Origin of the sequence: Candidatus Epulonipiscium viviparus (assembly GCF_000171335.1) — a bacterium.
GTDB classification, from domain to species: Bacteria; Bacillota; Clostridia; order Lachnospirales; family Cellulosilyticaceae; genus Epulonipiscioides; species Epulonipiscioides viviparus.
On record NZ_ABEQ01000014.3, the window covers coordinates 1 to 23,448 of the forward strand.

Here is a 23,448-nt window from a genome sequence, read left to right on the forward strand (position 1 = left end):
CTTGTTCTAAAAATGCCAAGCAAGTATCCGCTACTTGCTTTAAAAAGATCTCGGCATCCACTCTCGTTGCTGTCTTTATCCTCTTGGTCAAGATGACATTGCCCTGCAGATTCGCTAAGCTTATATCGGTCGAAAACTTTTCGATGTTGATGCATAATGCGTATCGATTTTCATAGTTGATATTTATAAAAATTTCCTTACGACCAGCTTTTGTGCTTGTTTCATCTTCTCCAACCTCTACTATCAGCCCTTCTGCTATCATTTCAGAACATAGCTGGGTAATAGAAGCTGATGTTAGAGAAATTGTCTGCGCAATCAGCTTCCGAGACATCTTTCCATGATTATTTAGCAACCTCAATATCAGTTGTCGATTTTTTATTTTCAGCCTTTCTAAATTGCCACCTATGTTCTTCATTTACATAACCCCTCTTAATTAATATTTCATAACTTCAAACCCTAACATTCTTGCTAAGATTTCGAGCTCTGTTGCGATATCCCCATAGGCCACAACAAAGTGAGGCTCCCATCCGTCTTTTACACTTCTCGTTACCACATCTTTGCTATTTGCCTCAGGCTTTACCACAACCGATGTCCCTTGAAACTGCTTTGGCTTCTCCAAAATACTTCCAGACATCACAAAAAATCTAAACTTGCCATCGCCGTCCTTGCCAATTCTAAATACTGTCGCGACGTCATTTGCTTTGCAACCGAAATCCATAACTGGGCCTATTTTTCTATTCGGATGAATTCCTATATTAGCTTTTTCSGCATCTGCCAGAGAGCAAGGCGCCATTCCGCAATGCCAATAGGTTATTGTATTTTCCTCTTCATCCAACGAAACAGGATCTCCAAAAAATGTCACTTTTCCGCTCAATTTTGCTGCAATATACATAGATAGCGCACCAAATGTATCCGATTCACAACTAGCAGCAACTCCCAAGTCGTTTAACATCGACAATACCGCACAGACTGGTGTCCCATATGATACAAAAAAGTCTGGCCAGCATCTAGACGCGATTACTTGAATATTATTCTCTATTACATATTCTTTATACGCCTTCAACAATTTAGCAAAGTCCGTCATATTTTTTATATCAATTGCCTCATGATTGCAACACGATTTTTCAAACTCTACCAAATTTTCTGCGCACTCCGCATCTGCAAAAGTTTTTGCCTTATCAATCAACTCTCTCGCCTCAATACACTCCAATGTTGATCCGAAATATTTAGCAACTTCCACATCCAACGCGCGTCCAAATCCAAACCCTTGTGGCGTATGCCCTATAGATGCAATTTTAGTTTTTGTCAAATCATATTTTRTTTTCGCAGCCTTTATCGTTGCTGCAATTTTATTTTGCACCTCTGATTCTTCTGGTGAGCCAAATATATACTCAAAATTGCCTTCTCTGAAATTTAGCAATGCGTTCCCTGCTGAATATGCTCCAGTCAGAGAGTTCAGTCTCAATCTGCCTCCATCTATTACAGGCTCTCGCAATGTCCATAGCAATACAGGGCAGTCAAATTTCTTCAGTACCTCTGTTATATACGCAGCATTGGCAAACGTAACATTTTGTACCACTACCAATTTCGGACTTATTTTTGCCAAAAATTTTTCTAGGCTGTCCATTGACAATAGCATTTCATCAGGAAAAATGCAAGCATCTGTCAAAGATTTTATCATTTCTATTGATTTATTAAATTCAATTTGCGCACTCTCTAAATGAAAAGTTGGAACTCCAATTGGTATATAAGCCATTTCAAACATAATATTTTCCTCTCTCGACATATAATTTTTATTTTTTGCAGCATCCACAAACAGATACTGCAGATCCTGTCTATAGCGCTTTTCGATACAGCTCCGCAATATCTGATGCGGTAGTTTGTCTTGGATTAGCTAGTGTGTTGGCACTTTTTGCCGCGTCTTCTGCCATCGCTACAATCTTATCTTCCGTTACACCCACTTCACTCAACGATTGCGGAATACCCAGATCTTCGTTTAGATATTCTACTTCATATACCAGATCCACCGCCGATGTGTAGTTTGCCTTTCCTTTGCATATATAATTATAAATTTTTTCGTATCTCCCGTTATCGGTCAGTGCGTTATAGCTCATCACCGTTGGCATTAATATTGCGTTTGCCACACCATGGGGCACATTAAAATATGCGCTTACTGGATGGCTCATCGCATGTATACATCCTAGTCTAGCCCATGCAAACGCTATTCCCGCAAAGTTCGAACCCGCCATCATATCGCAAGCCGCTTCTACATCTTCTCGGTTGGCAACAAATCTACGGATGCTCCTTCCTATCATCTCCATAGCTTTTTCCGCCATAGCATCAGAAAACGGTGTCGCATTTACAGAAAGATATGCCTCCATTGCATGGATCAGAGCGTCTACTCCACAGGCTGCTGCTATATGTGACGGCGCACTCATAATTAGCTTTGGATCTAATATTGCATACTTGGGCAACATTTCGTAACTAAACACTGTCATCTTATAGTTTCTTGCCTCATCCGTAATAACCGCAGAAGCAGTAACTTCGCTCCCTGTCCCGGCCGTAGTTGGTATTGCGATTATTGGAACAATCGGCCCTGGTACCTTATGATTGCCTTCATAATCGGTAATTTTTCCAGCATAGGTCGCCAACACTCCAGTCGCTTTTGCCACATCGATGGGGCTACCTCCTCCCAACGCTATAATGCTGGTGGCCCCACAGTTTTTAAAAGCTTCCGTCGCTGCGGTCACTATATCTATAGTTGGGTTTGGCTTTACATCTAAAAATTTCGTATACCCAATTCCGCTATGCCCCAATATATCTTCAACCATTTTCACTACCCCTATGGCCGCAAGTCCTTTATCGGATATCAACAAAACATGCTCCGATTTATCTAAAATTTCTGCTAGCTTATGAAGGCTCCCTAATCCGAATTCTATATTTTGCGGTATCTTAAAACTATAATTTTTCATAATTTTCGTCTCCTATTACTAAAAGTGTAGTTCTGTTCTCTGTATCAAATCCTTTTGTAGTGGCTTTCCGAGCTCCACAAAATATGCGCTATACCCKGCCACTCGCACTAGCATATCCTTATACTTCTCTGGATTTTTCTGTGCCGCACGCATTGTTTGCGCATTCATTATATTAAATTGCACATGCATCGGATGCCTCGACAGGTATTCGTCTATAAAGCTTACCAGATTATCTCTGCCCTCTGTTCCTGCAACAGCTTCTTGCGGAAATCTCAGATTTAGTAGMGTCCCATTTGTCGCTAGGCTATGATCTACTTTTGCCACCGAATTTGCTATTGCCGTTGGTCCGCATATGTCGTGAGAGCCGCCATCGGTGTGCACCGGGCCCATATTATCCGAGATTGCTTCTCCCTTAAATCGGCCATCCAGCGATGCGTTRGTAAACATCCCCATTCCAACATTTGCGTTTACAGAATATACACCAGGACTATAATTTCCTCCGCGTGGATTTTTTCTGCCATTGATATTGTTGCAATAAGTTTCGAACATAAACTTAAACAATTCATCTGCATACTCATCATCGTTGCCATAATGATGCACTTTGGATCCATTCACTATAGCGTACAACTTYTCATGCCCCTCCCAGTTATCCTTAACAGCTTGTAGTAACTCGGCACCTGTATATTTCTTTTCATCAAAAACCAGTTGCTTTATCGTTGCAAGGCTATCTGCACAAGTCGCGATTCCACTTGCTTGCGGCCCTGTTCCGTTGTATTTGGCACCGCCCTCACTTAGATCTTTTCCTGTTTCTATACAATTGCTAAAGAAAGCCGAAATATATGGCGTTGGCTTGCAAACTCTATGCGCTTCGTCGATAATATTTAGGCTGCTACACATTTGATCGCACCAATAATCGAATTGCTTTTCTACGCTTTCTAAAACCTGTTCAAACGTTTCGTATGTCTCCAGAGTTCCTGTATTTGGCCCAATTTGCTTATTGAACACTCCACCATCTAAGCATTTTCCACCATTTATTACCATTTCCATCATTTTTGCTGTATTCACATATGCCGCATCGTGCCAACCAAACTCCTGCCCTGGCAAACTCGGCTCAACGCAGCCTACAACTACATACTCTCTTGCTTCTTCTAGAGTCATCCCTTTTCTCATCATCGCTTTAATCGTAGGCGCATCATTAAACAGYTTTGGATGTCCGTATCCTGCCCTAATACATTCCACAGCTTTCACTTTCAACTCATACGGTGTGTTCTCATGCATACGCACACAAACCCAAGGATTCATCATTCGTGTATGCGCGGAGCCCTCCAATATTAACATTGTCAAATCGTTGGTTACATCGTTTCCGTTTTTATCAATGCCGCCAATCGTTAGACTTTCTCCACCAAAACCTCGGCCATTTCGCACCAATACAGTTCCTTTATCCTTAAGTTTTGTTGGGTTATTCATCTTTACAAACTGCACTTCCAAAATTTCTAATGCAAACTCTTTCGTTAGATTTCCGCTGCGCATATCCTGTTCATAAATTGGGTGCAGCCATTGATCCATTCGTCCATATGATATCGAATGCCCATTGCTTTCTATTTGTATCAGCGTCGTTGCAAAATTGAATAGTTGCACTGCCTGCCAAAATGTTTTTGGTGCTTCTCCCGCAATAGCATAGCAATTTGCCGCCATCGCTTCCAACTCTCTCTTGCGACCTTCATCCTTTTCTGMAATAGCACTTTCCTCTGCTAGCTTTGCGTATCTCGCGATATATTTCTTTGCGGCCTCAAGCATTATTATCATCGCATCATAAAAATCTCGCTTATCTGCATACTCAGGATCTTTTTTCGATAATTTTTTACGCGCTGCCGTCGCTTTGTTGATTAACCCGTTATAGCCCTCTTTCATCAAAACGTCATAATCCGCTGCCAAGTGGCCAATGCCTGCATATTGATATACGTTGGTTTGAAACACCTTGTCCCCAACTTGCGAGCCCACCGTTTGCGATTCTTCGAGCCTTGCGGTAACAGCATCGTCCACAGTTTTGCCTTCCCAGTACCTGCAAAGGGCTACTATTTCTTCTCTATCGGAATCATTTCTGATATAAAATTGATCGTTTGATCTTTCTTCAAATGGTGAATGTAATATTTCGTCTATAATCCATTTTACCGAAAATTCTGGATAGATCGGAGACGCCTTTGCGGGTGCTGCAATTTCGCCCAAAATTAGATCTTCGTCATAAATATATAACTGCGTGTTCAGCAAAATATTTTCGAACGCATACGCACATTGAAGTTTTCTAGGTTTATCTTCATTATTCTGATACGCTTCCGTTACTAATCGTAATCTTTCAACATCCACATCATATGGTCGATCCAAAAACTTTTGCCTAAGATGATTAACTCTCGGAAATGGTGACCAATCTTCATGGTTGACTTGATACCCTAAACTATAGGTTTGATCAAAAGGTTGTGTTCCAACTGCACTCATTATATTCACCTCTAAAATTTGATTTTGTTATTCTTTCTCCTTAGTCCCCACCACGCAATGTATCCCTCGAGAATTCATATACTCTGCTATTTCGGCAACTACCTTCTGAAAAGCCGTTCGATTCACATCGATATTTTTATATGGCATTCCCAGTGACTCATATTTTTCTTCTCCCAGATGCATAAAACTTAACAACTGTAGCGTTCTAATGTTATTACTCATTTCATTTAGTATAAAATCTGCCGTCGCTTCCACATTGTCCGCATCTTCATTTACGTTTGGAATAACAGGTATCCGCAAAATAATTTCCTTGCCTGTTTGACTCAATTTTTTGAGATTCTCCAAGATCAGCTTATTACTAACCCCCGTAAATTTTTTGTGAACATCTGCCTTCATGTGCTTTATATCTGCAATAACCATATCTGCATACGGCAATACCGCTGCCACATTTTCCCATGTCACATACATGCTTGTTTCCACACACGTATGGATGCCCTCATTTTGGCATTCTCTAAATACCGATGCCACAAATTCGCTTTGCAGTAGTGGCTCCCCTCCCGAAATTGTAACTCCGCCACCAGAGCGCTGATAGTAGCCCTTATCTTTCAAAATTTCTTTCATGCATTCTTCTATATTTATAATCTTGCCCCATTGCCTAATCGCTTCTGTCGGGCATGCTTTGGCACATTCCAAACAGCCAGTACATTTATCTCTGTCTATAGACTGAATTTTTCCGCGATTAAAAGTCAGTATGTTTCCTTGAGGGCAAGCCTTTGCGCAATCTTCGCACTTAGCAATGCACTTAGTTTTGTATACTCCCACCTCCAACTTTGGCAACAGCCCCTCCGGATTGCTACACCATTCGCATCGCAAGGGGCATCCTTTCAAAAATAGTTCTGTTCTGATGCCTGGCCCATCGTGGATTGTAAAATGTTGAATATTAAAAACTATGCCTTGCATTTCAATCTCCTCCTACTAAAAAATTGTTATCACTCCTGCAATAAATAGCAGAATATATGTTATTTTCATAAATGTTTCCTGATTCATCTTGTGATACAACTTTGTGCCTATAAACATTCCTCCAAACAATATGGGCGTTCCTATCGCTAAAATTTTTAGCAGCTCTCCATCCCATAGGCCCATCCTAATATCATCTGCAAGTATTACAGTATTTAGGAATATCCACACCGTCGAAATTGTTGCTCTAAAMRCTGTCTTGTCTTTAATTTTCTCACTTAAGTAGCCTATTAATATAGGTCCTCCTGCAACAAATATCCCGTGCACAATACCTGCAAACACCAGCARCGCATTCGATTTTATTGCGCTCGTTTCTTTATACTCTTTTTTCTTGATAAACAACCCCTTAATTGATAAGTAAATTATAAATATTCCTAAAAATATCATTAGAACTCTTTCGTTTCCAACAAATAGAAATTTTATGTATATTCCCGAAAATATTCCCACCAGCATGATCAACACAATTTTTCGTAGCTCTTTGTAATTTACGTATTTGTAATTATTTACCAATACATAAAATCCCGAAAATATTGCCAATACATTTAAAACTGGTCTTGCCACATCTATTCCTACCAATTCAATGGCAAAGGGCATTGCAAGGAGAGTCCCCGCAAAGCCCGTAATTCCATGAATGATATGAGATAGAAGAATAACCACAAAAAATAAACCTGTTGTTACAACTTCACTCATTTATTTCACCTCATATTTGATTGCCTTAAATATTGCCGCCGACTCCTTTTTATAAAATACTGGTGGATAGCCCAGCTCCGCAGCAACTGTGTGATACCCTTGCGTATATTCTTTCTCGGTCCATAGATGAACCCATTGACCYTTTGGCAGATACACCTTCCAGTCACTTCTATTGCTTTCATATACCGGCGCCACCAGCAGATCTTCTCCTAGCAAATAGGAGAATTGCTGTTCATATGCCACCTCATCATCTGGATAATGCATAAACAGTGGTCGTTGCACAGGAATTCCCTTTTGCGCATTCTCTGAAACAGCAGCTTTGATGTAGTCTTTTAACATTACATGTACATCCACAAGCCTAGCGAATCTTGCCATACAATCTTCATCATCATAGTACTGAAAATTGGTCTCCGGTCTGTTGCCCTCATGAGTTCGCATCACCGGAGTAAATGCCGCCATTTCTGCCCATCGCAAAAACAGTTCTTTATCTCTGGTGTTCTCAAATAGCGAAGTATACCCGCCTATATCGCTGTGAGATATTCCGCARCCTGTCATTCCAGCTGAGAGCGCGGCCACAACCGTCGATGCCAACCCATCGTGTATCGAAAAGTCCACCGACTGATCTCCTGCCCATAGCAATGGRCAATACTTTTGCGATCCTGCTCCTCCCGCTCTCATAAAATATACGATCTCTCCTGTTTTTTTGGCTTCTGCCACAGCGTCATAATTACACTTTGCCCACAACACTGGCCAATGGTTATGCTCGATCATAGCGCTCTTTCCGCTATATAATTTGATATCATCGGTTGGCAAATATTCTCCAAAATCGGCCATCCAGCCATCCATTCCAATATCTATCGAATACTTCTTGATAACATCATCTTTAAACCACGCGTATGCTGCAGGGTTTGTGAGATCCACTACACCGCAATCGAATTCTCCAAAATCTACCAAATACTCCGMCCCATCATGCTTGGTTGCAAAGTATCCTTTATCTTTTCCTTCTTTATAAAGCGGTCCGTCATTCACTAGATACGGATTAACATAKCCCAGAAACTTAATATTTTGYTTATGCAGCTCCGCAATCTTTTTAGGCAACTCAGGATACATCTCTTTATGATATTGCCAATTCCATTGCAACCGYTTTCCAAACGAAGTCACTCGCTTACCGCACCAATCTTGAGCCCATACAGCRGCAACCTTAATTCCATGCTCGATCGTTTTATCGAGTAATCCAAAGGTACGATCTGTTCCACCCTGTAGACCCAAAATCACGCCATTATAAATCCAGTCTGGAAGCTCTGGCTGCCTACCTAGATACGCAGTGAGTTTTTCTACCAAATCCAAATAGCTCGATCCACCCTGAATCACAATCTGCTTTGGCACCTCCCAAACTGCCACTTCCGTAAACGCATCATTCTTAAAATTAAAATCAGCATAGGCAGTAGAGTCTACGTGCAGAAAATACATATTTGACGACACATACGTCGGCTGCGGAAAGTTCGTGTTGTAATAATYTCCTCCAGCTTTGTTCTCAACATCGGAACGCCAAGTTATATAGGTCGATTTGTCCCTACCCACTCCGGGCTCCGAAGTAAATATCGGAAAGTTTCTTCCTTTTAAATTGAGATAAGACATCTGCTCGCCCAATCCAAAAATCTTTTCATCTGCAGTAGAATTGAGCCTAATAAAAAACCTGTTCAATGCCATATTGATTTGCGTAAAATCTAACGTTACTTTGTCGTGGGTAACAGTCACATATACCTCTATCTGATCATCAAAATTTAGCCTATAATTGCCATTTTCTTCCACAATCTGCGTCAACTTCAGCCTATTGCGCTCGATCAAATAGTCTGCAATGTCAAAATTACCCCTATACATTTCAACTGTTTCTTCTCCCACTCCTGCAAATAGCATTGGAGAGTCATCCGTATGCTCTAAAATTATATGCCCATTATGCGACAAGCTAAACTCGCTATTTACTACCATCTGTTCACCCGCCTATATTTAATATTTCAGCTCTTTATTTTCGCCCAGCAATCCGATGTGCGCTCCCGCCTTTACAAGTGGCTCTCTATCTTTATGCGCAATGACCCACTTGTTTTGGAATAGCAAAATTTCGTCTTCTTGCGAGACTGCTTCGGTTTTTTTGAACGTTGTATCGTTCGTTCCTTTTAATAATATTACGACATCCTTAAACCCAGAGTCGCAAACCTTGCAAGGCGACAGGTGCAAAGTAGTTTGATACATTTCTAACGCGGTGCCTTTTGGAACAAAGAACACCTCCGCATCTTCCRCTTTAAACGTGTTATCTACCATATCCCATGTATGACCTAGTACTAGCATAAAATCTGTTACTGCAATATTGATTTCGCTACATTTATGATATTCGAAGCCGTTGTAGGTACTGTTTTTGCCATTACAATATCCGATTTGAATGTCCATTCCACCATAGAACGTATTTTTCAGTGTTTTATATATAGGAAATTTTTCCATTTCTGCTACAGAAGCAACGTAAATATTGCCCTCTGCAGGCACCTCAGTTGTAGYCATAAAATCTAGCAGATCAGTAAAATCGTAGCCATCCAATATTTTTCCGTACGTTTTAAAATCACTGCTCGTTACATCTTTGACTTCTACATCATTTAGTGAATTCAGCTTAGCAATCATCTACTCACCTCGTACAGTTTTTATTGTCGCAGAAAAATCTTCTTTGCCGTAGCCTAGCTCTAGCGACTTATCGTAAACTGCCTTCGCCACTTCAACACCTGGCACATTTACCGCGCACTCTGCCGCCAAATTTACGCATATATCAATATCTTTTGCCATATTTTCTACAGAGAAGGCAGTGGTAAAGTTGTTTTCTGCAATAGGCTTTGCTTTCGAATCGAGATAAAAATTTTGACCACCGCCATAAGAAACTGCGGTTGCATAATCTTCTACAGAAATATTATTTTTAAGAGCTATTGTTATAGTTTCGTTCACACCATTTTGAATTTGAGAAACGAGCGCATTGTGAGCAACCTTCATTACCAGGCCTTTTCCGTTGTCRCCAAGGTGTATTGTGTTGTTGCCCATATATAGCAAGATAGGCTTCACCTTTTCGTACGTTGCGATGTCTCCTCCGACATATATTCCGAGAGTTGCCGAAATTGCAGCAGCCTTAGACTTAACCACTGGCGCATCTATAAATTCTGCCCCAGTTGCCTTAACAAATTTTGATATTTCTATAGAAACAGATGGATCTATCGTGCTCATGTCAATACAAATTTTGGTGGCATCTAACGCGGGTAAAATTTCGGTATATACTTGCTTTGAATGCTCTGATTTTGGAACCATAGAAATGATTAGATCAGATTTTTTTGCCAACTCTACTGCGTTATCACATGGGATCGCCCCTTTAGATTTTAGCAATGCCACTTTCTCCGCAACATAGTCGAATACAAAAACTTCGTCATCGTGTTTTTTAACGATATTTTCGCTCATGGACTCTCCCATTATTCCAAGTCCAATAAATCCTATTTTCATAATAGTTAACTCCTTTTACTAATTTTATTCTGTAATTGTGTTATCCCATGCAGCAATAAAAGTGTCTAGTCCCTGRTTTGTAAATGGATGTTTCATCGCATCTTTGTAAACGTCTAACGCGGTAGTAACGATATGCGCCCCCGCAACGGCACATTCTACGATTTGCTTTGGATTTCGAATGGCGGCACAGATTATCTCAGTTTTATATCCAAATTTATTATATATAGTTACAATATCTTCAATATACTTTTTACAATCTTCACCGTTTGCCTCTTTCCAACCTATAAACGGAGACATAAATAACGCATTATTCTTTGCTGGCAAAATCGCTTGAGCAGTAGAAAATACGAGAGTTACATTTGTTCTRATRCCTTCTTTTTCCAACTTCCTTGACGCTTCTATTCCTGCAGCAGTTGATGGAATTTTAATAGCAAAGTTCTCGGATATAGCTGCAATTTTTTTAGCTTCCGTAATCATATCTTCCGCATTATCCAGATGCGGATTAATTTCTACCGAGATTGGAAATCTATCGATACCCTCTAAACCTTCTTCTTTAACCCAGTCGGCCAATTCTTTGACYACTGTTAAAAACGGTTTGCCACTAAGTTGAATATGTCTTGGGTTTGTGGTTACCCCATCGATTCCAAACGTGTTATATGCTTCTTTAATTTCTTCAATTTTTGCGCTATCTAAAAAATATTTCATAATTGCCTCCAATTCATCATATTTACTATCACAATTAATTAATTCTATTAACTAAAGCAATATTACCACAAGAAAATATTTCCTGCAACTATATTTTTCTATTTTTTCGTTTTTCTCTATTATCACTAAATATTATTACTAAAATTTGTGTACTATTTTTAGTGATATACCCTATAAGTAAATACGTTTTATAACAATCTTATTTGTAAATGTTCCCAAAAATATGATATACTTATCAAAATTTGTAATATTAAACCAAAAATACAATTTATTCAGAAAGGAATTTTGGAATGAAAACTCCTCAATCAATTATTAATAAACGCCGCAACGATATTATAAAATATTTAAAAACCACTCCTTCAATAAGCAATGATCAGCTATCTAAGTTACTGAATACCTCTCCTCTAACTATTCGACGCGATCTCAAATATCTCGAAGAGCAGCACCTCTTAATTCGGCATTACGGTGGCGCCACACTAATCTTACCTCCTTCATATTCTTCCGAGCCCAACAAACTCTCTAGCAATAAAGAACGCATTGCTCAATATGCCGCGACACTAATTCAAGAAGATGATATTATCTTTATCAACTCGAGCTCTACTGCTTTAAATATTTTGGACTATATAAATGACAAACATGTTATAGTTGTGACTAATAATGGAAATATCTTGTCCAAAAACATTCCTTATAATATAGAAGTTATGCTTACCGGAGGACAAATCAATCCTGGCAAACAATCGATGATTGGAGACTTTGCTACACATATCTTAAAAAATATCTCTGCCTCCAAATGCTTCCTCGGAGTTAGCGGCATCGATTATAACACTGGCATCAGTACCGCCATTATGCAAGAAACGCAAATCAACAAAGAAATGATTTCCCAAACTCAGGGTAGCATCTATATCGTTGCCGAAAGTTACAAAATACTAAAACCCAATAATTTTTCCAGCGGCTCTATCGACCAGATTTCTTGCTTAATAACTGACTCCGAAATCACAGAGGTTGATCGTAATGGATTCGAAAAAGTAAATATACCTGTAATCATTGTATAATTTCACGAAAAAAAATGCTGTTACAGATATATCTCTAGGAATTTTGTCTTTTATGAGCGTTTTTATTTTTTCATGAATTTTTTTAGAATATATTTAATTTTTTTATCTATTTTTCATTTTAAAACTTATCTATTATTCATAAAATTACGATAGCATCTAAAATTAAGTTGACAAACAAACATAAGAGCCTTAAAATATACATTACAACGTTCAATACACTTAATATTGAATACGGGATATGTATTACATATCAACTAGTTAGTTTTTTGAGCTTTAACATCTAATTATGCGGAGGGAAAATATGAGCAAAGTTAATGAAATTACCAGAGAAAGTTGGATTTTGAGCACGTTTCCAGAATGGGGCACTTGGTTAAACGAAGAGATCGACGAAACAACTGTTCCAAAAGGTAGCGTCGCGATGTGGTGGCTTGGATGCACTGGATTATGGCTCAAGTCTGAAAGCAATGCCAACGTATTAGTCGATTTGTGGGTTAAGACCGGCAAGCGCTCTCACGGAGATGGCCTAATGGCGCCTGGGCATCAGCATAGACGAATGATTGGTTGCGAAAAATTACAACCTAATTTAAGAAATGTCCCTTGTGTTATTGATCCTTTTGCAATAAAAAATTTAGACGCAGTGTTGGCAACGCATGACCATGGCGATCACATCGACGAAAATGTTGCCGCGGCAGTGATTCAAAATTGTTCTGCAGATGTTAAATTTATCGGGCCAAAATCTTGCGTTGACCTTTGGCTCAAGTGGGGCGTACCTGCAGATAGATGCGTTACCGTTCGTCCTGGAGACAAAATTCAGGTCAAAGATATAGAAATCGTTGCATTAGATTCTTTTGACAGAACAGAATTAGTTACTGCTCACGGGCACGCGGTGGGAGCTCTCACAAATAACATGCCACAAGATATGGATGATTTGGCAGTAAACTATTTATTTAACACGCCTGGAGGAAACGTGTATCACTCTGGAGATTCACACTACTCTAACTACTTTGCAAAACATGGGAATGACTATAAAATCGATGTTGCCCTAGGCTCATTTGGCGAAAACCCTAGAGGAATGACCGACAAATTGTCTGCAATCGACATCCTTAGAATGGCGGAGTGCTTAAATACCCAAGTGGTTATACCTATCCACCACGACATCTGGACCAATTTTAAGGCCGACCCTGCAGAAATCTTAACTTTGTGGGAAATGAGACGCCACAGACTGCAATATGCTTTTAAGCCATTTATATTAGAAGTTGGCGGAATGTTTATGTGGCCACAAGACAAAGATAAACTACAATATATGTATGACAGAGGTTTTCAAGATGCGTTTGCTCATGAGCCAGACCTTCCGTTCCGTTCCATGTTATAGAAAGGAGTCGTTATGATATTAAAAGAGTTAGTAGATGCMAAAAGATATTCTTTTCACCAAAAATTTGATAGCTGGGAGGAATCTCTATTYGCTTCAGCGCAACCACTGATCGACGAAGGTGCTATCGAGCCTAAATATATCGAGGCCATGATCGAGTCCGTTAAGAAATACGGACCATATATCGTATTAGCACCTCACATTGCCATGCCACACTCTCAAGAAGGTGCCGAAGGAGTTAACCAAACTGCTATTTGCTTTATGAAGGTTGAGCAACCTGTTTCGTTTGAAGCRGGCGATCCCGACAAAGATGCAGAGCTGTTTTTTGTGTTGGCTTCCGAAAAYAATGACCAACATATGGAAAATATGCAAAAATTGGCAGAACTCTTAAGCCTTGAGGACTTTACAGAAAAGATGTTGGAAGCCAAAAATGTAGAAGATTTGCTAAAATTGGATCAATACTTTGCGGCGCAACTAGAGGAGTAACCCATGCTAATAGCTAAAAAAGATGACATCAAACTAATTGTTTGCGACTTAGATGGTACACTTCTAAACAACAAAAATGAAATCAGCGATCGCACCAAGCGCGCATTGCTAGACTGCCGAGCACAGGGAATCAACTTGTGCTTTGCCTCTGGCAGAAGTCAAAATATGCTTGATTTATACGAAAACATATTGGGTGGTTGCGACTATGTTATATCTCAAAACGGTGCCATCATCACCAAGGGCAGCGACACGCTATGGAAGATTCCCATACAACCTGCTCCTGCGGCACAAGTTTTTGACTATATAAAAAGTAGGCAACTCCAATTTATTATATATACCGCAAACAAAGTATACCTCACTGCAAACTCTCCAAAACTACTGCAACGATTTAGCAATTATACAGCGCTTGCACTCAAGCACAACTTTGTTGCACACTTCGATCTCACGGAACTTGAACACAATCACCCTTGGCCGGCAATAGCAGATACCTTCAAAATCATCGTTGCCGAAGAAGATCGCGAAAAAGCACGAGACTATTTCGACTTTATAGCGCAAACAGTAGGCGTATGTGCCGAAAGCACCGGCTACGGCTTAGTGGGAGTATTCGATAAAACTGTATCCAAAAAGGTTGCCGTACTTAAAGTACTAGCAGACCTAAATCTTACAGCGGATAACGTATGTATCTTTGGCGACTACGACAACGACCTAAGCATGTTTGACTGCGCCACACACAAAATAGCAATGGGCAATGCTCAACAAGTTTTAAAAGATGTTGCGACTTTTGTTACATATACAAATGATAACGATGGGGTGGCAAGATATTTAGAACTACTGTTAGAAAATTATTAATAAACAAACAGAGGTGAATTAATGGAATATATTTTAAATTTATTATTAGAACAAATTTTTGGTCAATCGTTTATCCTCATGGGCATAGTTGTGTTTATCGGATACAAAGCCATGGGTCAAAACTTCTCAAAATCCTTTATCGGTTCAGTCAAAGCTGGAATCGGTATTTTGATTATGGGAATGGGCTCTGGTGCATTGATCGCAAACTTCAACAAGCTTTTAGATGCCATGACATCTGCAACTGGAATGAATGGCGCAGGACTCAATACATACCCAACAATGACAGCTGGTTTCGAGGCCATGGACAAAATCTTAGGCACTGGCACCGGCGCTAGTTGGGGAATATATACACTTTTAGTAGCATTTCTCTTAAACCTAACTTTTGTAGCCTTACAAAAGTACACCAAAATTAGAGCAGTGTTTCTAACTGGAAATATTATGCTGCAGCAATCAGCAGTRGCCACTTTTATTGTATGGCGATTTTTAGATTTGGGCATGATCCCAACAGTATTGATCGCTGCATCAGTTACCGCAGTATATCAAGGCATTATGTCAACCCTACTCATTAAGCCAACCGACGAAATAACTGGTGGAGCAGGATTTACTATCGCGCATCAGCAAATGCTTTTTAACTACATCGCCTATAAAGTGGCTCCAAAATTGGGTGATCCCGAAAAAGATGACATCGAAACAAAGAAATTACCAGATTCTGTTAATATACTTCAAGACAGCGTTATAGCTACGGCTTTAATTATGGCAATCTCAGTTGCCGCAATTTTCTTGATAATCGGCGGTGAAGAAATCGATCAATTGCGAGTTGGGTTTGGTCAAACCGTATTGCACAACGACTTTATCTTTTTGCTATGGGTTTCACTAACGCTTACTGCGAACATTGTGGTTTTGCTATCTGGTGTACGTATGTTTGTTGGCGARCTTATGCTATCATTTCAGGGTATATCGCAAAAACTTCTTCCAGGCGCAGTTGCAGGTGTGGACTGTTCTGCTATCTTTGCTTTTGCTCCAAAATCGGTAGTGTTGGGACTAATCGGAGGAACCGTTGGGCAATTAACCGGAATATTGTTATTATTTTTATTTAACGCACCAATATTTATTGTTCCAGGATTTATTCCATTGTTCTTTGATAATGCAACGATTTCAATTTTTGCAAACAAGTTTGGCGGATATAAAGCAGCTCTAATTATAACTATTATCAATGGCGTAATACAAATTTTGGGCTCTGCCGCGGCCATTGCCATGACCGACTTGGCATGGTGGTTTGGAAGTTCGGACTGGGCAACAATTTGGACTACAATCGTATTTATATTCCAAAGCATCGGTCAATTATTAGGCATTCCAGTAGCAGGTTAATCTCTACATAGCTCAGCATCATTGCCGCTGGGCTTAAATTTGAAAGGTGGAAAATTATGTTAAATATTTTATGCGTATGTGGAAACGGTATGGGAACTAGTACTTTATTAAAAATCAATGTCAAAAAAATATGTACTCAACATGGCATTGATGCCAATGTAGATTCTTGTGCTTTTGGAGAAGCCATGATGTTTATAGCCAACACAGATATAGTATTAACAAGCCCTGAGTGGTCGTCTATGCTACCTCCAAACAAGGCCGTTATTGCAGAAACCAAAAACCTTGTGGATATTAAAGGTGTAACGGCAGTGTTGCTAGATGTAGTGAAAAACAACTTTCCAGCAGAAATGAAATAGATAAAAAAAATGGGGTGGGGATAACATGGTTGCTAATTATTTAATATGTTTTGTGCTTATTGCTGTCGTGATATTTGAAATCTATTATGTTATACGACGAAATCGGTTGATCAAAATTAAGGGCAAAGACGATCTCGTTACCTTTACGATGATAATATTCTTTGCGATGCTATTTTTTCCGATGGAAATGGAGCAAACGATTATAGAAAGTCTTCGAAATACACTGGCTTTTGTTGCAATATTTGGCAGCGTTGGTGTGTTGCGCGGCTTTTCAGAAACTGGCTGCGAAAAGTTTTTTTATCATATTGATTGGTGCGATATAGAACAAATCACAATTCACGAACACCAGGTTAACAAGGCTTGCATGATAGTCTATTCACGAAAATTTAAGCACAAGTTGTTCTTCAACAAATACAAAATTGTTCCTGCAATAAGATATTTGCAATCCAAAAATATCAACGTATTAATCGATAACAAACTAGAAAATTATCTCATCACCCTGCCTCAGTGAAGCCCCTGTTTTTTAGGAGGCTTTCTTTATATATTAATATAAATAGAAAGAAGGTTTATAATGCAAGCAAAGAAAATTAAGACTCATCACCTAGACAAATGCTATTCTATCGCCCCTCTGGAATATTTAGGCAAAAAGCACATCTTAGTTGCAGCCGAAAAAATCAACCGATGCCTAATGTTCGACTTAGACGGAAATCTCGAGGATACCATTTGGGAAGAACCCGGTGGCACTATGTCTATGGTGCAGGTGCCAAACTCTGATGGAGTATTTTTAGCTACACACAAATTTTACTCACCTAACGATTCTAAGGAAGCAAAGATTATGGTCGTTTCTCCTTCTGCAGATGGCTGGAACATCCAGGTCCTTGCAGAGCTTCCGCATGTGCATCGATTTGATATAATTTCTCGCGATGGACAAAACTACCTTGTCGCAGCGACGCTATGCTCTGGTCGCGATTTTAAAGATGATTGGGCCCACAAAGGCAAGGTCTATGCTACAAAATTGCCCGATGATCTCTCTGCTTATAACAAAGATAATCAACTGCCTTTGGATGTGATACAAGATGAGCTATTAAAAAATCATGGCTACTTTAGAGGAAGCGAAAACGGCTATGACTATTGTGTGGTAGGCACCGAAGACGGCATATACAAAATCGTTCCTCCTGCAGTGGYGGRAGCAAAGTTTGAAATTATTCAGCTGCTAGATTCTCCTGCAAGCGATATGACTTTAGTCGACTTAGATAACGATGGGGAGCTCGAAATGGTAGTATTTTCTCCTTTTCATGGCAGCAATCTCGACGTCTACAAATTAGTAGATGGTAAATATTCCAAATTTTGGAGTTTTGATAAGCCATTTGAATTTGCACATGCCTTATGGTCTGGCAAAATCAACGGTCAACCTGTTGCTATACTTGGGCATCGCGAGGGTAACAAGCAGCTTATAGCATTGTCAATGACAGCCGGAGCTATCGAAATATCAGTATTAGACGATGCCACCGGAGTTGCCAACACTTTTGCTTACCAGAACAATGACAAAACATATATCGTTTCTGCCAACCGTGAAATAGACGAAATTGCTTTTTACGAGGTGATTTAATATGCAAAAATACTCACTTGGTTTATATGAAAAAGCGATGCCAAACAATCTAACTATACGCGAAAAGCTAGACTACGCCAAAAAAGCCAACTACGACTATATCGAGCTCAGCATAGATGCATCCGAAGATAAAATCAACCGCATCTATATGTCAAAAGCCGAGCGACTCTCTATCATCCACGATATGTACGAAACAGAAATTACTATCGACTCTTTCTGCGTTTCTGCACTCACAAAATATGCGCTAGGAGACCCCGACGACCGCATCAGTTCTCGGGGTATAGAAATCATCACAGGGGCAATTGCCCTAGCAAAAGATCTGGGAGCGAGAATTGTTATGATCCCAGGCTATGATATATATTTTGGCACCTCTACTGCCCAAACTCGAGATAAGTACATACACAATTTGCGAGTAATAACCGATCAGGCAGCAAAGTATGGTGTGTGCTTGGGCTTCGAAACTATGGAAAACGAGTTTATGAATACCACCCAAAAAGCGGCAGAATATGTCAAAATCATAGATTCACCGTATCTACAAATTTATCCCGATAGCGGCAATATCACCAACGCCATCAAAACATATGGCACCGATTTTGTTGATGACATCACCACTGGGCATGGGCACATATTGGCACTGCATCTCAAAGAAACGGTTCCCGGAAAATTTAGAGAAATTCCATATGGAACGGGTCATGTGGATTTTGCAAAAGTAATATCTGCTGCCTGGAAGCTGGGCACTCGCAAATATGTAACCGAGTTTTGGGACTTGGGCAAAGAAGATTGGTTTGCCGACATCGTTGCCGCAAACGAAATGATGAGAAATTTATTAGATAGAAATTAATTTGCTATACGCAGAATGGAGTAGAATATGTTAGAAAAATTGAAAGAAGAAGTATATCAGGCAAATATGGATTTACCAAAATATGGTTTAGTTACCTTTACTTGGGGCAATGTTTCTGGAATCGACCGCGCAAGTGGATACTTCGTGATCAAACCATCTGGCGTTGCATATGACGATTTGACACCAGCAGATATGGTTGTTGTAGATTTAGACGGAAATACGGTGGAAGGCAAATACAATCCATCATCCGATACGCTAACACACGTTGAGCTCTACAAACGCTATCCTGAAATCGGCGGAATAGTTCACACTCACTCGAGAATGGCTGTCGCGTGGGCCGCCGCTGGCAGAAACATTCCCAACTATAATACAACACACAGCGACTACTTCTATGGCGATATTTTATGCTCAAGAAGTTTGACACAAGAAGAAATCGAATCCGCTTACGAAAAAAACACTGGTCTAGTTATTATCGAAACCCTCGACAACTTTAACGTCAACCCTATGCATAACCCAGGAATTTTATGTACAAACCACGGACCTTTCTCCTGGGGCAAAGATGCTCACGAGGCTGTTCATAACTCGGTAGTGTTAGAAGAAGTTGCTACCATGGCGTTTAACGCAGAATTTTTAAACCAAAGCATTCAGCCTGCCCCTAGTTATATTGTCAACAAACATTTTATGCGCAAGCACGGACCAAACGCATACTATGGCCAAAAGTAATATATATCTCAAAGACTCTGCAGTTGCTTATACTGTGGCAGTCTTTTTTTATAGACCAAAAAGGACCTACAGCATATTCGCTGCAAGTCCTAAAATGGAGGTGAGGGGAATCGAACCCCTGTCCGAAAGCCCAAAAGGCGTGGTCTCTACCATTATATTCATTATATTAACATTCCCTCTACTAGGCACCTAATGACAGGTTCAAAGCTTTAGTAGCTTCATAAATACAGCTTGTGAGCAAAGCTTAGCACAAGTCGTTCTCCGCTCGTTGGCGTTTCTTCTAGGCTAGCGGATTATCCCAGAGAAACGAGCAGCATTACGCTGCTAGTGCAAAATTGTCTTCTGCGTTTAATTTAACGTGTCCTCTTTTTACGTAGTGTAGACTTCCTACGAATGGCTGCCCCAGCAGATGTGACCCCCGTCGAAACCAGTACACCCCCAAGGTATACTAGAGATTTTTAATCTTAAAATCTCGTTCATTTTGACGACGAACATCTTTTTTGGCAATATCTTGTCTCTTATCATGAAGTTTCTTACCTCTTGCTAAACCAATTTCCATCTTAACCAAACTATCTTTTATATAAACCTTCAGCGGAACAATTGTCATTCCCTTAGTGGAAATAGCGCCGAGTAGCTTAGTTATCTGCTTTTTATGAAGCAAAAGTTTTCTAGTTCTAAGAGGCTCCTTGTTAAAAATATTGCCTTTTTCGTATGGATTGATGTGCATGTTAAAGACAAATGCTTCGCCGTTTTGAATGCGAATAAAGCTCTCTTTAATAGATCCACTTCCACACCTAATTGATTTGACTTCTGTACCGACAAGAACCATTCCTGCTTCATATGTCTCGTCAATAAAATAATCGTGGTAAGCTTTTTTATTCTGTGCTATCAACTTGTACGCACCTGTTTTTCCCATCAATATCACTCCCTACTTTGCTCAGTCTATCATAGCAGCAAATTAAATTCAAGGGTCAATTATATATCTTCTGGAGGAATTTTTTCTAAAATTGACATTTTACTTTGCTCATTTAGAAAAAGTTTATAATAATTAGTAATTTCTGGATATTGATTTATGAATAATACAAACTGCTCTATCTGATTTAGAGCACTATCGCTGAAACATTGCTGCATAGACTCTTTTTCTAATTCAATATTTTGTGTTATTTGTAGAATATCTAAAAAATTATATAGCAATCGATTTTTTGAAATAATGTATCTCGCTATTTGCTCGCCTCGCGGCGTAATCTGTATTGGTTGATATGTTGTATATTGTATATAGTTTTGATAATGCAACCTCTGGGCTGCCTGTATTGATTTTTTAATAGGTATATTCATCTTTTTAGCAATCTTCAAACAACTAATTTCTATGTTCTCTTCTTTCATTTTATAGATTTCTACCAAATACGCTTGCAAACTGATTGATATCATCAAATTTTCTCCTTTCTTTATTTTATAAATTCATATGCAATACCGGCTTGGATAAATTCATATCACCTTGTATTAACTATTCATGTATGTTACAGTTAATTAAAATTTATACAAAGGAGTTTTTTTATGGCAGAAATTGTACTATTTAGCGACAGTTCATGTGATTTATTTCCAAATATTATCAAGGAATATCCTATAAATCTTATCCCTTTTTATGTTAGTTTCGAAAGCGAAATATATTTAAAAGCAAACGAAGAAATTTCACTACAAGAATTTTATAAAAAGCTTCGCGTTCCACACACTTTTCCAAAAACTTCTCTTCCTTCTATCAACGACTATTGCGAACACTTTAGACCAGTATTAGCAGCTGGAAACGCTGTAATATGTTTATGTCTTTCTAGTAAATTTAGCGGTTCTTATGCAGCTGCAGTGAATGCCAAAGACATTTTGCTAGACGAATTTCCTGATGCCAAAATAGAGATAATCGACTCCGAAGCTGCCACAGGACAACAGGGCTTGATCGTCTTAGAGACCGCAATGATGATTAAAGACGGTCTCAGCTTTGAGGAAGTTGCTCGCGTTGCCAAATTAATACGCGCAGATTCTCGTATCTTTTTTTATGTAGACACTTTAGAATATTTAGAAAAAGGCGGACGCATTGGCAAGGTTTCAGCTTTTCTTGGAGGAATGTTAAATATCAAACCTGTCATTTGCCTCAAAGAAGGAGAGTTATTTCCGATTGCCAAAGTTCGTGGCAAAAAAAAGGCAGCCGAAAAAGTAGCTGCTAGCCTCGCCGAATATATTGCCGGGCGCGAGGACCAATTTAACTATGCAATTGCGCATGCTGATGCGGCAGAAGATTTAAGGCATCTAGAAGATATCATATTAAATAAGCTCAATATACCACTTATGTATGATGATATGGAAATCGGAACCACAATAGGAGTCTATACCGGTCCTGATGTTTGCGGAACCGCTTGTGTGCCAAAGTATCAGCAATATCTTAAACACTAACAATTTTAGAAACCGTAAAAGGGGGGGTGAGCAATCTAATCTACATCCCTTTTACATGTTCATTATCACTTATGAATTTTTGTGTAGATAGCTCACTGCTTGTAACGCCGCTGTTGTTCCCTGCCCTACTGCTTTAGCAACCTGAAACGGTCTGCCCGTACAATCTCCGGCGGCATAGACACCCTTCAAATTTGTTTCCATATATTGGTTGACTTTTATCGCTTTATCTACGATTTCTATCCCTTGCAATAGCTGAGTTGTAGGTACTGTATCTTTTATGATAAACACACCATTCACATTTAACTCTTCATTATCTTTTAGTTTTAATGTTTTAACAGTCTCTTCACCTTCTATTGCAACAGGCTTATCGTGAATAACTTCAACTCTAGAATCAACTTTTTCAGTTTTTTTATGCAAAGGAACGTAATAGACTTTCTCACAAACCTCTGCTAAATAATTTACATCTTCTTCTGCTGCTTCGCTATCTCCAACCAACACTGCCGTTTTTCCTCTATATAGAGGTCCATCACATGTGGCGCAGTAGCTCACGCCTCTTCCCAAAAATTCAGTTTCACCTTCTATGGCTTTTTCATTAACTATCCCATTGGCCAAAATAATCGTCTTGGCATCGATAAACTCATTTTCTACATTTAGAGTAAAATAGTCATCCATTTGAAAAATTTGTATAACTCTTCCGCTATGAAATTGAACGCCCATTTCCTTGGCATGCTCAACGAACTTACGAATCATTTCTTCTCCGCTTATACCTGGCATTCCAAGGTAGTTATCAATTTTTTCAGCTTTTCGCAAATAGCTCGATTTTTCGGGATCAGTTCCAAAGACCTTAACTTCTTTATTTCTAATTACTCCATTAATTGCAGCAGACAACCCAGCTGGCCCACTACCAATAATTGCTATATCTAGCATACGCACCTCCGTAGTTCATAA

At 39.4% G+C, this 23,448-nt stretch carries 24 protein-coding genes and 1 other RNA gene; 11 read left to right on the plus strand and 14 right to left on the minus strand.

Annotated features, from left to right (window positions below; translation table 11 throughout):
* The 10 genes from EPU_RS11370 to EPU_RS03210 all read right to left on the minus strand — a co-directional run.
* Positions 1-415 (minus strand): MarR family transcriptional regulator (locus EPU_RS11370; RefSeq protein WP_010166699.1); only part of this gene is annotated, 415 nt, incomplete at its 3' end.
* Positions 416-433: 18 nt separating this feature from the next.
* Complete coding sequence (locus EPU_RS03170; RefSeq protein WP_330360213.1) at positions 434-1,765, minus strand: hypothetical protein; 1,332 nt, start codon at positions 1,763-1,765, stop codon at positions 434-436.
* A gap of 70 nt (positions 1,766-1,835) precedes the next feature.
* The gene (locus EPU_RS03175) at positions 1,836-2,972 is read right to left on the minus strand and encodes an iron-containing alcohol dehydrogenase (RefSeq protein ID WP_010166702.1); all 1,137 of its coding nucleotides are present in this window, start codon (positions 2,970-2,972) and stop codon (positions 1,836-1,838) included.
* Positions 2,973-2,990: 18 nt separating this feature from the next.
* Complete coding sequence (gene hpfG, locus EPU_RS03180) at positions 2,991-5,465, minus strand: (2S)-3-sulfopropanediol dehydratase (protein ID WP_029487905.1); 2,475 nt, start codon at positions 5,463-5,465, stop codon at positions 2,991-2,993.
* A gap of 27 nt (positions 5,466-5,492) precedes the next feature.
* Positions 5,493-6,425, minus strand: a complete 933-nt coding sequence (hpfH, locus tag EPU_RS03185) for a (2S)-3-sulfopropanediol dehydratase activating enzyme (RefSeq protein WP_010166704.1) — start codon at positions 6,423-6,425, stop codon at positions 5,493-5,495.
* A 15-nt stretch (positions 6,426-6,440) separates the two neighbouring features.
* The gene (locus EPU_RS03190; protein ID WP_029487907.1) at positions 6,441-7,172 is read right to left on the minus strand and encodes a sulfite exporter TauE/SafE family protein; all 732 of its coding nucleotides are present in this window, start codon (positions 7,170-7,172) and stop codon (positions 6,441-6,443) included.
* The gene (locus tag EPU_RS03195; RefSeq protein WP_029487909.1) at positions 7,173-9,161 is read right to left on the minus strand and encodes an alpha-glucosidase; all 1,989 of its coding nucleotides are present in this window, start codon (positions 9,159-9,161) and stop codon (positions 7,173-7,175) included.
* 18 nt (positions 9,162-9,179) lie between these two features.
* Positions 9,180-9,842 carry a DUF4867 family protein gene (locus EPU_RS03200; RefSeq protein ID WP_010166715.1) on the minus strand — a complete coding sequence of 221 codons (663 nt, stop codon included), beginning with the start codon at positions 9,840-9,842 and terminating at the stop codon, positions 9,180-9,182.
* Positions 9,843-10,700: an NAD(P)-dependent oxidoreductase gene (locus tag EPU_RS03205; protein ID WP_010166717.1), complete on the minus strand. Its 858-nt coding sequence runs from the start codon at positions 10,698-10,700 to the stop codon at positions 9,843-9,845.
* A 24-nt stretch (positions 10,701-10,724) separates the two neighbouring features.
* The gene (locus EPU_RS03210) at positions 10,725-11,405 is read right to left on the minus strand and encodes a transaldolase family protein (RefSeq protein WP_029487910.1); all 681 of its coding nucleotides are present in this window, start codon (positions 11,403-11,405) and stop codon (positions 10,725-10,727) included.
* 290 nt (positions 11,406-11,695) lie between these two features.
* Here EPU_RS03210 and EPU_RS03215 point away from each other — a divergent pair, with 290 nt between their 5' ends.
* From EPU_RS03215 to EPU_RS03260, 10 genes are all read left to right on the plus strand, one after another.
* Positions 11,696-12,457, plus strand: a complete 762-nt coding sequence (locus EPU_RS03215) for a DeoR/GlpR family DNA-binding transcription regulator (RefSeq protein ID WP_010166721.1) — start codon at positions 11,696-11,698, stop codon at positions 12,455-12,457.
* Positions 12,458-12,758: 301 nt separating this feature from the next.
* Positions 12,759-13,829, plus strand: coding sequence for an L-ascorbate 6-phosphate lactonase (gene ulaG / locus EPU_RS03220; protein WP_010166722.1), 1,071 nt, complete (start codon positions 12,759-12,761; stop codon positions 13,827-13,829).
* A gap of 12 nt (positions 13,830-13,841) precedes the next feature.
* Positions 13,842-14,312 carry a PTS sugar transporter subunit IIA gene (locus EPU_RS03225; protein WP_330360214.1) on the plus strand — a complete coding sequence of 157 codons (471 nt, stop codon included), beginning with the start codon at positions 13,842-13,844 and terminating at the stop codon, positions 14,310-14,312.
* A gap of 3 nt (positions 14,313-14,315) precedes the next feature.
* On the plus strand, positions 14,316-15,161 hold the full coding sequence (locus EPU_RS03230) for a Cof-type HAD-IIB family hydrolase (protein WP_010166725.1): 846 nt from the start codon (positions 14,316-14,318) through the stop codon (positions 15,159-15,161).
* A 21-nt stretch (positions 15,162-15,182) separates the two neighbouring features.
* Positions 15,183-16,529, plus strand: a complete 1,347-nt coding sequence (locus tag EPU_RS03235; RefSeq protein ID WP_029487913.1) for a PTS transporter subunit IIC — start codon at positions 15,183-15,185, stop codon at positions 16,527-16,529.
* A gap of 56 nt (positions 16,530-16,585) precedes the next feature.
* Positions 16,586-16,885 (plus strand): PTS sugar transporter subunit IIB, encoded by a 300-nt coding sequence (locus tag EPU_RS11375; protein WP_010166728.1) that lies wholly within the window; start codon positions 16,586-16,588, stop codon positions 16,883-16,885.
* 25 nt (positions 16,886-16,910) lie between these two features.
* Positions 16,911-17,396: a hypothetical protein gene (locus tag EPU_RS03245; RefSeq protein ID WP_010166729.1), complete on the plus strand. Its 486-nt coding sequence runs from the start codon at positions 16,911-16,913 to the stop codon at positions 17,394-17,396.
* 60 nt (positions 17,397-17,456) lie between these two features.
* Positions 17,457-18,494 (plus strand): hypothetical protein, encoded by a 1,038-nt coding sequence (locus tag EPU_RS03250; protein WP_010166731.1) that lies wholly within the window; start codon positions 17,457-17,459, stop codon positions 18,492-18,494.
* Between the two features lies 1 nt (position 18,495).
* The gene (locus EPU_RS11380; protein ID WP_010166738.1) at positions 18,496-19,335 is read left to right on the plus strand and encodes an L-ribulose-5-phosphate 3-epimerase; all 840 of its coding nucleotides are present in this window, start codon (positions 18,496-18,498) and stop codon (positions 19,333-19,335) included.
* A 27-nt stretch (positions 19,336-19,362) separates the two neighbouring features.
* A complete protein-coding gene (locus EPU_RS03260) occupies positions 19,363-20,058 on the plus strand; it encodes an L-ribulose-5-phosphate 4-epimerase (RefSeq protein WP_010166739.1) in 696 nt (231 codons plus the stop codon).
* Between the two features lie 92 nt (positions 20,059-20,150).
* Here EPU_RS03260 and ssrA read toward each other — a convergent pair.
* The 3 genes from ssrA to EPU_RS03270 form a co-directional block, all read right to left on the minus strand.
* Positions 20,151-20,498, minus strand: a transfer-messenger RNA (tmRNA) gene (ssrA, locus tag EPU_RS13145).
* A gap of 8 nt (positions 20,499-20,506) precedes the next feature.
* Positions 20,507-20,974 carry an SsrA-binding protein SmpB gene (gene smpB / locus EPU_RS03265; RefSeq protein WP_010166740.1) on the minus strand — a complete coding sequence of 156 codons (468 nt, stop codon included), beginning with the start codon at positions 20,972-20,974 and terminating at the stop codon, positions 20,507-20,509.
* A gap of 59 nt (positions 20,975-21,033) precedes the next feature.
* Complete coding sequence (locus EPU_RS03270; RefSeq protein ID WP_010166741.1) at positions 21,034-21,486, minus strand: metal-dependent transcriptional regulator; 453 nt, start codon at positions 21,484-21,486, stop codon at positions 21,034-21,036.
* Between the two features lie 126 nt (positions 21,487-21,612).
* On the opposite strand from EPU_RS03270, the gene EPU_RS03275 reads away from it, so the two are divergent.
* Positions 21,613-22,500 carry a DegV family protein gene (locus EPU_RS03275; RefSeq protein WP_010166742.1) on the plus strand — a complete coding sequence of 296 codons (888 nt, stop codon included), beginning with the start codon at positions 21,613-21,615 and terminating at the stop codon, positions 22,498-22,500.
* A gap of 69 nt (positions 22,501-22,569) precedes the next feature.
* On the opposite strand, the gene EPU_RS03280 is transcribed toward EPU_RS03275, so the two are convergent.
* Entirely contained in the window at positions 22,570-23,427 is an 858-nt protein-coding gene (locus tag EPU_RS03280; protein ID WP_010166743.1) for an NAD(P)/FAD-dependent oxidoreductase, read from the minus strand.
* Positions 23,428-23,448: the final 21 nt, after the last annotated feature.

Bases quoted from the DNA above. Each gene is read 5' to 3' on its own strand.
- EPU_RS03270 (WP_010166741.1), bottom strand. From the start codon at position 21,486: ATGATATCAATCAGTTTGCAAGCGTATTTGGTAGAAATCTATAAAATG.
- EPU_RS03280 (WP_010166743.1), bottom strand. From the start codon at position 23,427: ATGCTAGATATAGCAATTATTGGTAGTGGGCCAGCTGGGTTGTCTGCT.
- ulaG (WP_010166722.1), top strand. From the start codon at position 12,759: ATGAGCAAAGTTAATGAAATTACCAGAGAAAGTTGGATTTTGAGCACG.
- EPU_RS03260 (WP_010166739.1), top strand. From the start codon at position 19,363: ATGTTAGAAAAATTGAAAGAAGAAGTATATCAGGCAAATATGGATTTA.
- EPU_RS11380 (WP_010166738.1), top strand. From the start codon at position 18,496: ATGCAAAAATACTCACTTGGTTTATATGAAAAAGCGATGCCAAACAAT.
- EPU_RS03245 (WP_010166729.1), top strand. From the start codon at position 16,911: ATGGTTGCTAATTATTTAATATGTTTTGTGCTTATTGCTGTCGTGATA.
- EPU_RS03230 (WP_010166725.1), top strand. From the start codon at position 14,316: ATGCTAATAGCTAAAAAAGATGACATCAAACTAATTGTTTGCGACTTA.
- hpfH (WP_010166704.1), bottom strand. From the start codon at position 6,425: ATGCAAGGCATAGTTTTTAATATTCAACATTTTACAATCCACGATGGG.
- EPU_RS03275 (WP_010166742.1), top strand. From the start codon at position 21,613: ATGGCAGAAATTGTACTATTTAGCGACAGTTCATGTGATTTATTTCCA.
- EPU_RS03215 (WP_010166721.1), top strand. From the start codon at position 11,696: ATGAAAACTCCTCAATCAATTATTAATAAACGCCGCAACGATATTATA.
- EPU_RS11375 (WP_010166728.1), top strand. From the start codon at position 16,586: ATGTTAAATATTTTATGCGTATGTGGAAACGGTATGGGAACTAGTACT.
- EPU_RS03175 (WP_010166702.1), bottom strand. From the start codon at position 2,972: ATGAAAAATTATAGTTTTAAGATACCGCAAAATATAGAATTCGGATTA.
- smpB (WP_010166740.1), bottom strand. From the start codon at position 20,974: ATGGGAAAAACAGGTGCGTACAAGTTGATAGCACAGAATAAAAAAGCT.